The 13,261-nt window shown below is 38.9% G+C and carries 6 protein-coding genes; all 6 read right to left on the bottom strand.

Annotated features, from left to right (window positions below):
• Window positions 1–4: 4 nt before the first annotated feature.
• Entirely contained in the window at window positions 5–739 is a 735-nt protein-coding gene (locus tag P178_RS0120230; protein WP_027067948.1) for a M15 family metallopeptidase, read from the bottom strand.
• A gap of 124 nt (window positions 740–863) precedes the next feature.
• Window positions 864–2,045 carry a gliding motility-associated C-terminal domain-containing protein gene (locus tag P178_RS0120225; RefSeq protein WP_027067947.1) on the bottom strand — a complete coding sequence of 394 codons (1,182 nt, stop codon included), beginning with the start codon at window positions 2,043–2,045 and terminating at the stop codon, window positions 864–866.
• A 3-nt stretch (window positions 2,046–2,048) separates the two neighbouring features.
• Entirely contained in the window at window positions 2,049–2,696 is a 648-nt protein-coding gene (locus tag P178_RS0120220; RefSeq protein ID WP_155941675.1) for a hypothetical protein, read from the bottom strand.
• 8 nt (window positions 2,697–2,704) lie between these two features.
• Window positions 2,705–8,227 (bottom strand): beta strand repeat-containing protein, encoded by a 5,523-nt coding sequence (locus tag P178_RS0120215; protein WP_027067945.1) that lies wholly within the window; start codon window positions 8,225–8,227, stop codon window positions 2,705–2,707.
• Window positions 8,228–8,463: 236 nt separating this feature from the next.
• The gene (locus P178_RS0120210) at window positions 8,464–9,627 is read right to left on the bottom strand and encodes a gliding motility-associated C-terminal domain-containing protein (RefSeq protein WP_027067944.1); all 1,164 of its coding nucleotides are present in this window, start codon (window positions 9,625–9,627) and stop codon (window positions 8,464–8,466) included.
• Between the two features lies 1 nt (window position 9,628).
• Window positions 9,629–13,192, bottom strand: a complete 3,564-nt coding sequence (locus P178_RS0120205; RefSeq protein WP_027067943.1) for a beta strand repeat-containing protein — start codon at window positions 13,190–13,192, stop codon at window positions 9,629–9,631.
• Window positions 13,193–13,261: the final 69 nt, after the last annotated feature.

The following is a 13,261-nucleotide window of genomic DNA, read 5'->3' as shown; positions in this document are numbered from 1 at the left end:
ATGCTTATAATAGGTCACTATTAATATCTAAAACATTATTTTGAATGTAAGATTTTAAAAATCCCATTGTAAAATTATCTGCTCCGTAAAAATCTTCTCGAATAAGAATTGATGCGATATTCTTGCTTCTAAATTGCTCAAGCATTGGTATGGATAATGGTGCGTAGCTATAATGCCAAGGTTCATATTTAAACCCTCTTCTTTTAGGGTCATCTGTATATACTAGGTAAAAACCGTAGGTCTCGGAATTTTCATCCATCCATTTTTTGAAGTCAACGTAAGGACCTTCCCCTTCAAACTTATGAGGAACCAAAACATCACCCTCTACTTTTCTGTAACCATCAACTACATCAATATCGGTACCCCAATGATGTCTACTTGTACCTGGGATGGTAGAATATTCAATTATTTTATCAATAGCATCTGTAGGATTCATGCCATCATCATCTGTATATTTTAAAAATTTGCGCTCAAAAATTGCTTCTTGCCTATCGTAATTTCTAAAGCTTGAAACTATTTTAAGGTCAATGCCATCTTTGTATGCTGCTTTTTTCATTTCAACAAAGGCATCATGAGCTTCTTTTCGAAGGTTAATGTCTTTTCCATAAAGCTCAATATCCTCTTTTCCCATAAGTTCTAAAATGGAATATTCGGTATCTTCTTGAATAAAAAAAGTTGGGGCAATGGCTAGTGCCAAAGCAGCTGAACTGCTTCTGTTGATAAATGTTCTTCTCTGCATAACTCTATATTGGTGTTATTTAATACAAAAGATTTGCCAAACTTGATCAAAATGAAAAAACTTTTGAAATTGGTAAATCATGCAATGTAAAAGTAGTGAATCTTGAACTTAAAAGATTTTAGTATCAATTTTCTTCATAAGTAGTAAGGTATAAATACCCTTGATGTTTAATGTTTAAATCGTTCAAGGTTATTATGTAATAGTAAATACCAGAAGGTAAACCTATATTTTTAGCTATTACACCATTAACATTAGAAATACCATTAAACTCATTGTTATAATTCTTCAATGAGAATACCATTCTACCGTACCTATTAAATATTTGCAAGGCATTATTTGGAGAATTTTCTATACCCTCTATAATGAGATAATCATTTATACCATCACCATTAGGTGTCATATAATAATTATCTAAAGTAATATTATCTAAAGCTTCAAATATATCTGAATTGCCCCCAATGGTCAAAATTTCATAATCGTTAGGTATAAATTCTTCGGAAGTAATAGAACCATTACTAAAATCACCTTCAACATTGGTATTACCCAGGCTAACCCAAACTTTATCAGTTACGCTCCAACCAACAACTTTTAAATCAGAAATGAAGTCACCGAAAAAATTAGCATTACTGTCTTCGTCCCAGGTCAATGTCACTTTAGAAGGAACGCTACCTTCTAAATGCCAAAATTCATATTCACTTACAGATAAAAATTCGTTCTCTTTTAAACTGGTGTCGAAACTGGTGCCAACTATACTTGGGGTGTTAGGGTCTTCGAAATAGTATGCAGATTTGGCATAATCGTTAGAGCTAATGGATTCTATACTTAACGGACGTAATTTGCCATATTGTCCAATAGGAAAGGTGAATTCAGATTTCTTGCTCATTGCGGCATAACCGTCTACTTTAGTATTATCACCTTCTCCAATGTAAAATGAATTGTTTAAGAAATTAATATTTACTTCGGATGCAACTCGTGAAGTAATAATATCACCGGCAATTAAATTAGCATTGTTTAAAACGCCAACAGTATTGTCCACATAAAGGTCATTGTCTACGGCAACCTCAAAGTCATAGAAGACTGGGTTAGAGCCACCCGATATGGTTAGTGCTTTATCTATAGAATAAAAACCTACTAAGCCTTTATTTTGATTAAAGGCACCGTTATTTATAACATCCATATGGAATCCAACAATACCATCGTCATGAATTTGAATATTACCATAGTTATGCACAGCATCTTGACTCCAACAGACCATTGGTATCAAAAGCAGAAAAATAATTTTTATTATGTTATTTGCTAGGTTCATATTTTATTTAAATGCTTCGAATATTATAACTAAACCATCTGAAAAATTATCAGTGTTTAAAGTGAATCCATCTGAGTTAAAGTTGCTTAACGTGGCGGTAGTTAAACCCAAATTATCACCATTTTGATTGGCGTAACGTATTCCGATACTGTGTGAGCTAGAGGCATATCTAGATATATCGTTTATAGAATTACCGTTACCACCGTTGAAAATAACTTGTTCAGTTATGGAGCCATTGTCATCTCTAGCAAAACCTTTCATGCTACCATAGGCATTTGGTAAGCTATTGTCATTATTTCTTGTGCCATTATCTGTATTTAGATTAAAATCTTCAATGTTAGCATATGCTACAAAAGATATTGAAGATGGCTGAAATGGAATGCCACTTATGGTAATGGAACCACTACCTGTAATTCTAAATGTACCCGTATAGGTTTTTTTCTCTCCCATAGCACTCCATGATGTGCCGTTAAAAACATAAACTTCATTATCATCAGAATTAAAAACTAACGAGCCTTTTGATGCATCTGTTGTTGCATTGATATCTGATGTGGATGCCGTAATTAAACCTAAAAGTAATCCACTATCTAATTGAGCATTGGATAATGAAGTGATTAGTAGGCTTATTACTAAAATTATATTTGTTTTCATATTCATTTCTATAAATCTAAAATGGTAAACATAAACTCAGAATCAAATCTAGAACGGTCGGTGCCACCATTATCGTTATCACCAATAATAACTTCAAAACTTGTTGTAGTTTGGTTAGAGTAGGAGATGCCAGGATCATCGTTACCGGCACCACCTCTGCCAGGTTGTGTTAATTGAATAATATAATCGGCATCAGATACTGAACCTGCAGGTAGGGTAACTCTATAATAGCCTATGCTAATTCTTGTAACGGTTACACCTAGGGTCCCTTTGGTAACACCACCAGTAGCACTAATTTTACCAATGGCTTTTATCGGGCTAGCATAGAAGGCACCTCCATTGGCACCTACAGAAATATTATTGTTTGTTTCAGCCCCTACGGTATTTGCAGTTTGGCTAGTATTGGTTTCATTCGTATAAGTGATAAGACCAGTAGAAGTATTTTGAGTTAAGTTCGTAGATATATCAGAAGATTGATTTTCCCAAACTACGGTACCAGAACTGTTTGTGGTCAATACTTGATTATTACTGCCAGGCTGAATTTTAATAGGAGTTACATTGCCATCCAATATATTTTCGGTTTCTACCGCATCAACTTTTAGTTCAGAAGTGCCAACGGCATTTGAATTAATTTCCGACGCATTCACTGAATTTGGAGCAAGATCTGATGCCGTTATTGAATTGTCCGCAATTTTACCTCCAGCACCACCACTTATAGCGCCATCAGCTATGACAGTTGCATTAGTAGGTCCTGTTACATCACCAGCTAAATTATTTACAGAGAATGTAGTTGCACTTAAAGTTAGTCCAGTACCAGCCGTGTATTGTGTATCTGTATCGACCGTATGTGCTAAATCTGAGATTTGCGATTCGGTAATAGTTAAGGCAGTTTCATGTTGGGTAACGTTTGATTCTTGTACACGAGCATTATCAAGGACTCCAGCAGTTAAATCCGCCGCATCCGTAGTATGCGCGCCTGTACTATAATTGTTATTGGCAACAAAAGCATCCACTTCCGCTTCGGAAAGTTGTGTATTGGTGTCAACTGTATGTGCTAGGTCACTGATTTGCGATTCGGTGATAGTCAAAGCAGTTTCATGTTGTGTAACGTTTGATTCTTGTACACGAGCATCAGCTAAAACACCCGAAGTTAAATCCGCCGCATCCGTTGTATGCGCACCTGTACTGTAATTGTTATTGGCGACAAAAGCATCCACTTCCGCTTCGGAAAGTTGCGTATCCGTATCAATGGTATGTACTAAATCACTTATTTGCGATTCGGTAATGGTCAATGCAGTTTCATGCTGCGTAATGTTCGATTCTTGAACTCTTGCATCTGCGAGCACACCTGTAGTAAGGTCAGCTGCATCGGTGATATGCGCACCAGTACTATAATTGTTATTGGCAACAAAAGCGTCTACTTCAGCTTCGGAAAGTTGCGTATCCGTATCAACGGTATGTACTAAATCACTGATTTGCGATTCGGTAATGGTCAATGCAGTTTCATGTTGTGTAACGTTCGATTCTTGCACACGCGCATCATCAAGAACACCAGAAGTTAAATCCGCCGCATCGGTTGTATGCGCACCTGTACTGTAGTTATTGTTTGCTACGAAGGCATCCACTTCCGCTTCGGAAAGTTGCGTATCCGTATCAATGGTATGTACTAAATCACTGATTTGCGATTCGGTAATGGTCAATGCAGTTTCATGTTGTGTAACGTTCGATTCTTGAACTCTTGCATCTGCAAGCACACCTGTAGAAAGGTCAGCGGCATCAGTAGTATGCGCACCAGTACTGTAATTGTTATTGGCAACAAAAGTATCCACTTCCGCTTCGGTAAGTTGAGTATCATCGTCACCATCATCTAAACCTGCTGGTCTGTTCGCAAGACTTGTCCATTCTCCGTCAAAGTCATCCGTTGAATCCGTATCCAAATTAGCTGGTACATCCGTTAGATTGTTGAAACTACCATTGAAATCATCGGTAGCGTCAGTATCAAGGTTCGGAAATTCGGTATTAACTGCGGCTGCAACTTGTGCATCCGTCAATTGCGTATCGTCATCGCCGTCGTCCAAACCTGCTGGTCTGTTCGCTAAGCTTGTCCAATCTCCATCGAAATCATCGGTAGCGTCTGTATCAAGGTTAGGAAATTCAGTGTTAACTGCTGCAGCGACTTGTGCATCAGTTAATTGAGTGTCATCGTCACCATCGTCTAATCCTGCAGGTCTGTTCGCAAGACTTGTCCATTCACCATCGAAGTCATCCGTTGCGTCAATATCAAGGTTCGGGAATTCGGTATTTACGGCTGCTGCAACTTGTGCATCCGTAAGTTGAGTATCATCATCGCCATCGTCCAAACCTGCTGGTCTGTTCGCAAGACTTGTCCATTCTCCGTCAAAGTCATCCGTTGAATCCGTATCCAAATTAGCTGGTACATCCGTTAGATTGTTGAAACTACCATTGAAATCATCGGTAGCGTCAGTATCAAGGTTCGGAAATTCGGTATTAACTGCGGCTGCAACCTGTGCATCCGTTAGTTGAGTATCGTCATCGCCGTCGTCCAATCCTGCTGGTCTGTTTGCAAGACTTGTCCAATCTCCGTCAAAGTCATCTGTCGAATCCGTATCCAAATTAGCAGGGACATCTGTTAGATTGTTGAAACTACCATTGAAATCATCGGTAGCGTCAGTATCAAGGTTAGGGAATTCAGAGTTTACGGCTGCTGCAACTTGCGTATCTGTTAGTTGAGTGTCATCGTCACCATCGGCAATATCAGCGGGGATACTTGTAATGTTTGTCCAATCTGGATTAAGTTCCGCATCGTTGACCGAGAATTCGGTTCCGGTAAGGTCTAAACCTGTACCAGCGGTGTAAGTTGTATCGTCATCACCATCATCTAAACCTGCTGGTCTGTTCGCTAAGCTTGTCCATTCTCCATCGAAGTCATCTGTCGAATCAATATCCAAATTAGCAGGGACATCTGTTAGATTGTTGAAACTACCATTGAAATCATCGGTAGCGTCAGTATCAAGGTTAGGGAATTCGGTATTTACGGCTGCTGCGACTTGTGCGTCTGTAAGTTGAGTGTCGTCGTCACCATCGGCAATATCAGTAGGGATACTTGTAATATTTGCCCAATCTGGATTAAGTTCCGCATCGTTGACCGAGAATTCGGTTCCGGTAAGGTCTAAACCTGTACCAGCGGTGTAAGTTGTATCGTCATCACCATCATCCAATCCTGCTGGTCTATTTGCTAAGCTTGTCCACTCGCCATCAAAGTCATCCGTTGCGTCAGTATCAAGGTTAGGGAATTCGGTATTTACGGCTGCTGCGACTTGTGCGTTTGTAAGTTGAGTGTCGTCGTCACCATCGGCAATATCAGTAGGGATACTTGTAATATTTGCCCAATCTGGATTAAGTTCCGCATCGTTGACCGAGAATTCGGTTCCGGTAAGGTCTAAACCTGTACCAGCGGTGTAAGTTGTATCGTCATCACCATCATCCAATCCTGCTGGTCTATTTGCTAAGCTTGTCCACTCGCCATCAAAGTCATCCGTTGCGTCAGTATCAAGGTTCGGGAATTCGGTATTTACCGCAGTTGCGACTTGTGCATCCGTAAGTTGATTATCATCATCGCCATCGTCCAAACCTGATGGTCTGTTCGCTAAGCTTGTCCATTCTCCATCAAAATCATCCGTTGAATCAGTATCCAAATTAGCTGGGACATCCGTTAGATTGTTGAAACTACCATTGAAATCATCGGAAGCGTCAGTATCTAAATTGGGGAATTCGGTATTTACGGCTGCTGCAACTTGTGCATTTGTAAGTTGAGTGTCGTCGTCACCATCGGCAATATCAGCGGGGATACTTGTAATATTTGCCCAATCAGGATTAAGTTCCGCATCGTTGACCGAGAATTCGGTTCCGGTAAGGTCTAAACCTGTACCAGCGGTGTAAGTTGTATCGTCATCACCATCATCCAATCCTGCTGGTCTATTTGCTAAGCTTGTCCACTCGCCATCAAAGTCATCCGTTGAATCGGTATCCAAATTAGCAGGAACATCTGTTAGGTTGTTGAAACTACCATTGAAATCATCGGTAGCGTCAGTATCAAGGTTCGGGAATTCGGTATTTACGGCTGCTGCAACCTGTGCATCCGTAAGTTGAGTATCGTCATCGCCGTCGTCCAAACCTGCTGGTCTGTTTGCAAGACTTGTCCATTCTCCGTCAAAGTCATCCGTTGCGTCTGTATCAAGGTTAGGGAACTCCGTATTCACTGTGGCTGCAACCTGTGCATTTGTAAGTTGAGTGTCGTCGTCACCATCGTCTAAACCTGCTGGTCTGTTCGCAAGACTTGTCCATTCTCCATCGAAATCATCTGTAGCGTCAGTATCTAAATTAGGAAATTCGGTATTTACTGCCATTGCGACTTGTGCATCCGTAAGTTGAGTATCGTCATCGCCATCGTCCAAACCTGCTGGTCTATTCGCAAGACTTGTCCATTCTCCATCGAAATCATCGGTAGCGTCAGTATCTAAATTAGGAAATGCGGTATTTACGGCGGCTGCAACTTGTGCATCCGTCAATTGCGTATCGTCATCGCCATCGTCCAAACCTGCTGGTCTGTTGGCAAGGCTTGTCCATTCGCCATCGAAATCATCTGTAGCGTCTGTATCAAGATCAGGGAATTCAGTGTTTACTGCTGCGGCGACTTGTGCATCCGTAAGCTGAGTATCGTCATCGCCATCGTCCAATCCTGCTGGTCTGTTCGCTAGGCTTGTCCATTCTCCATCGAAGTCGTCCGTTGAATCGGTATCTAAATTTGCAGGTAAATCGCTTAAATCATTAAAACTTCCTGAGAAATCATCTGCAGCATTATCATCAAACCCTGATAAGTCTACAATTGTTGTATTTGGGTCGTTAGATAAAGTAAGTATGCCTGTTGTAAAATCTAACGTTTGTAATTCGTTTTGGTCATCTGCATCAGCATCGTCTACATTGATTACTATGGCATTACCATTGTCAATACTAATATTACCCGGTGTATTGTCTGTTTGTAAATTTTGGTTGTCGGTAGTTACAATTGAAATAATTGTTTCAATTCCGTTTTCATTGGTATATGTGTAAGTTCCATCGCCATTATCCACAAGCGTAGATATAGTTTGTGGAGCTCCATTAAAAGTTACATTGTTTCCATTCCCATCAGTTAGGGTAATGGTACCATCTCCATTATCGGCAAAAGAAAATGAACTGGAATTGTTACCGTCACAAAGGTTCGACCATATTAGACCGTTGTAATAATGAACACATTGTGTGTCTGTATTATATATAACAGCTCCATTAAGAGGAGTAATGGCTTGCATTTGGGCAGTAGTAAGTCTTGTAAGAACAAATGCTTTGTTTGTACTTTCTAATTCAACAATGGAAGCGGAATTTATACTGTTTGGATTCTCACCTATTTTTACCTGGGCATTTGCACAGAAAGAAATGAACACGAAAGAAAGTAATAGTTTAATTTTTGTAGACATCTAAATATTGGGGAATATGTTAACATCTGTAAAAATAAATAGGTTGTTGTAGGAAAAATATAATATGTTGTGTAGCTAGGTGAATATGTTGGGAAACCCCATATGTATTTCAATTCAACGCAGTAATATGCATTTAATCTAGTATAGATGTATTTAAAAGATGTAAGAATTTTAAAATACAGTAAGAAAATACTATCAAAAGATTATTTGTTCTAATAATTGATGACACTAATAAATCATCGTGATAAGTATAGAAATCCTTGATAATTTAAGTCTTCTTCTGGAATATAGATGGTGTAAAAATATACACCTGTAGGCAATCCTTTTTCTGCTCCAAAAGGAACATTATCCATATTTGAAAACCCTACAAAATCGTTAAGATAATCTGTTTTTTCAAAGACTTTAAATCCGTATCGGTCATAAATTTGAACAAAATTGCTATTAAAATCTTGCAATTCTTCTATGAAGAAATTGTCATTGACTCCGTCATCATTTACGGAAACAAAGAAGTTGTCAAGAAAAAGAACATCTTTTGCTAAAGGCTCGAACGGAGTTTTTGAAGACCCTAGGGTTATTACCTCGTAATCGTCTGGTATAAATGACTCTGTTGTTACAAACCCTTCGGTTAATGTACCTACAGGCACACTACCAACTAGATTTACCCATTGTTGGGAAGCTTTACTCCATCCTACGGGGATAACTTCATCAACGTTTTCGGTTAAACTCCCTATAGTACTGCGGTCATTCCAACTTAAGGTTACCGTAGATGGTACAGTACCTTCTAATCTCCAGAATTCAAAAGTATTTACAAGCGCTACATCTAAATCTGTTGTATTTGTATTGTAAGCACCAAGAGGTGCCGGTGCATTATTTGGATTTTCATAGTAATATGCGCATTTAGCAAACAAATTGACACTCTCAGAATTAAGAATTAATGGTCTTAAGTATTGCACATCGCCAACAGGAAAACCAAAATTTTGTTGATTGGTTATTGCTGCATAACCTTCAATTTTGCTAAAATCGTTCTCGCCACTGTAAAATGAATTATCTACAAAATTGTAGAAAATATCTGGTTGCGATAGGGGAGTAAGAATACTACCAAATATGAAGTTGGTGTTATTGGTATTGTCCATACCTATATTTAACTGCATGTTATTCTCTAAGGCAATTTCCATGTCATAGAACTGTGGTGTTACATTCCCAGAAATGGTTAAAAGTTGTGTGCCATAAAAACCTGCCAGTCCAAGATTATTGTCCATTGGCGATTCATTGATAAGGTTGGTGTGGAAACCAATTTGCCCACCTTCATGAATACGCAAGTTGCCATTATTATATAAGGCAGTTTGGGCAGAAACGCTAGCTACCAATAGAAAGAAAAGTATATGGGTGTATTTTTTCATTTTATTCAAAATCAGAAAGCGTGAAATACCAAATTGCTGGCATTAAATTATTAGATAAAGCATCTCTAATTTCTACTGTAAAACCGTTAGTTGTTTGTGAAGTAACATAGATTCTATTATCACCTACAACTGTTAGTTGAATAATATAATCTGCATCTATTCTTGGGGATATAAAATTAACAGTATTAATCCCCGCACCTCCCGAAATGGATTGAATTCCACTTATGTTTATTGAATTTCCACCATTAACCTTACCCATTGCAAAAATTTGTGGTTCTTTCCATTCAGTACCACTCGTAGTAGCTGTTAGAACTTCCCCCTCGTTACCAGGACTGCCGTTCTCATCTAGAAGTTGTTCTGTTAGTTCTAAACTGCCTTCAGCAATTATTTCAAGCCCATTTGTCGCTGATTGCCTCAATAATAAAGTTTGAAGACCTCCTGTGGAAAATCCTAATTGATCTTGAGCAGGAAAGTACATACCAGTATTATTATCTGTGTCGTTTACAAAACGATATGAAGGTGTTGTAGCGCTACCTGCAGAATTGATAATACCTTGAAAGCGTGAAACTCCGTTAACTCTAAAAATAGTATTTGTAGTAGTTGTTGGTCCAATTCTGAATAGGTTTGTAGTATTATCCCAATTTAACCAATCATTGTTTTCAGTTGGGGAGCCGTCAGTGTCTGCGAAAAAAATTGATCCAGTTGTACCAGCTAATTCGGCATCATTGGTTCCCAGCTCCCAAGCGGTTGTTGTATTGTTCCATTTTAGGATTTGATTTGCGGCAGTTCCCGGAATAATATCCAAAGCTCCTGAAGTTAAATTCTGTGTAAGTCCGTCACCTGCTACATTAGGGTCTATCATGGTATTATCTACAGCGTCCTCTTCAATGGTAACTACCCCTGCAATGTCTATAGTGGCATCGCCGGTAAGAGTTTGTGGTGTTGCTTTACCGGTTGCATTTCCTATTAAAACTTGACCAGCGGGTAGTTCGCCGCCAACATCGGTTCCTAGTTCCCAAATTTCGGTTGTATTGTTCCATTTCAGAATCTGGTTTTCAACAGATCCTGGTATAATTTCTAATGCTCCTGAAGTTATATTTTTAGCAAGTCCGTTACCTGCAACATTGGCTGCGATCATCGTATTTTCAACTGCGTCTGCTGTAATGGTAACTACTCCAGTATTGTCTATAGTAGCATCACCAGAAAGCGTTTGTGGAGTTGCTGCATCGGTTGCGTTTCCTATTAAAACTTGCCCATCGGCTAGTGCACCGCCAACATCGGTTCCTAGTTCCCAAATTTCGGTTGTATTGTTCCATTTCAGAATCTGGTTTTCAACAGTTCCTGGTATAATATCCAATGCTCCTGAAGTTATATTTTTAATAAGTCCGTTACCTGCAACATTGGCTGCGATCATTGTATTTTCAACTGCGTCTGCTGTAATGGTAACTACTCCAGTATTGTCTATAGTAGCATCACCAGAAAGCGTTTGTGGAGTTGCTGCATCGGTTGCGTTTCCTATTAAAACTTGCCCATCGGCTAGTGTGCCGCCAATATCGGTTCCCAACTCCCAAGTTAATGTAGTTTGATTCCATTTTAGAATTTGACCAGTTGTTGTGGCGCCCATCGGGTTTAGTTGGTCCAAGCCTATTGCGTTTTCTTTGACTCGCAGTGCATCACCAGCGATTTCTATTGTTGTATCGTCTACTTTTACGCTGTATCCTGTAGTTGCATTGAAATCTGTCAGTGCATCGTCGGTATCGATGTCGGTAACCGCAGAACCCGTGACATCGGTTCCCAATTCCCAAGCGGATGAAGTTTGATTCCATTTTAGGATTTGACCAGTTGTTGTGGCGCCCATAGGGTTTAATTGGTCTATACCTATTGCATCTTCTTTAACCTGAAGTGCGTCACCTACAATTTCGATTGTGTTGTCGTCAACTATAATATTATAACCTAATGTGTTGCTATAGTCGCTTAATCCATCATTAGCATCAGTATCGGTAACGTTAGCACCGGTGCCACCGGTATTATCATTGGCTATAGCCCAAGCTCCAAGACCGGCATTAAGAGTTTCATCCCATTTAATTATCTGCCCATTAGTTGCTCCGTTTTGGTTTAAATCTTGAAGAGTGATAGTGTTGTTAATGATATTGTCACTATCAATAATATTATCTACTATCGTGAACTCTCCAATATTATTCATTGTAAGATCGCCGCCTACATCAACTCCAATAGGTGTATTTAAGCTATTACCAACAAAAATTTGTTCGTCGTTTAAGGTTGATGTCGCTGTTGTTATTGTACTCAAGTCAACATCGTTTCCACCAGAAATGGCTAAAGTATTACCTGTAAGTGTTAGGTTTTGGCTATCAGTGTTAACAGTTCCAGCAGGTATATCAATCCATCCTACAATCCCAGCAGTACTTGTTGTTAAAATTTGTGTATTTACGGGTGCAGCTGCTGAGGGTGCAATATCTACTGTACCGATTGTTCCGTTTATAATATTAGCCGTGCCGACCGAATTATTTGCAAGTTTAGCTGTTGTAACAGAATTATTGGCTAATTCTGCTGTGCCTATCGCTACGGGTGATACATCTAAAGTATAAGGGTTAGCATTTGTGCCATCGCCATTTCGAACAAGTGTACCATCAGTAGCATTTAAAATTTCATTTCCTACTATTGCATCAACCTCTACAGCTGCAGCGGGCAAGGTAATAGTTCCGCCATTTGTTAAACTTATTTCGTTCGTGGCAGGATTAATACTTAGCTGCTGCAAATAGGTAGATAAATCATACGTATTGGGGTTATTTTCTATACTTAGAATATTGTTGTCTAAACTTAGTTGCTGATCATCTGAACCAACCAACGCAGCTAGGTCTATTGTAGATACACCTGTTGTGGTAGATCTAGAAATTGTTAAGGTATTATCTAATTTATTAAAGGTTAGATCGTAAAGTTCATCAGAATCTTGCCATTGTACAATTCCGTTTTCGTCAGTAGTTAATACTTGCCCTGGTAAAAAGTTAGCAATATCAGCAGGGGCAATACTACCATCTCTAATTTCTTCGGTTCCAACAGAATTTTGTCTAAGTTCACTAGAACCAACAGATTCTGCCGCTAATTTATCTTGGGTTATAGAATTATCTTGAATATCATCTGGTCCAATACCACCATCAATAATATTGTCACCTAAAATACTGTTTTTGGCAACTTCTAAGTTATAACCGCCCGCAGATTCGGTAATTTCTATAGTACTTCTACCGTTAATAACAGGGTCGTTGGTAATGGTAAAATTAACCGCATCACATAGGTTTATCCATTGGGTACCGTCATAGTAATTTATACACTCGGTGTCGGTATTGTAGACCATACCACCACGTTGTGGGGTGATAGCTTCCATTTCTAAAGTAGATACACGAGTAATGACCAAAACCTTAGAGGTACTTTCTAACTCTAAAACCGAGGTAGGGTCTATATTTTGAGGGTTATCACCTATTTTAATTTGTCCGAATACGGTAGGTACGGTTAGTATAGTAAAAAAAATAAATAAAATTATTGCTTTCATACTTAGTGTCTTATGACGAGAAAATAGTGATAAACAAAAATAGAATTATCTTCTTAATACCCTTTATTT

Source organism: Maribacter sp. Hel_I_7, assembly GCF_000688315.1.
Classification (GTDB): domain Bacteria; phylum Bacteroidota; class Bacteroidia; order Flavobacteriales; family Flavobacteriaceae; genus Maribacter; species Maribacter stanieri.
The sequence above is the reverse complement of the archived record's forward strand: the minus strand, read 5'-3'. Positions and strand labels throughout refer to the sequence as shown.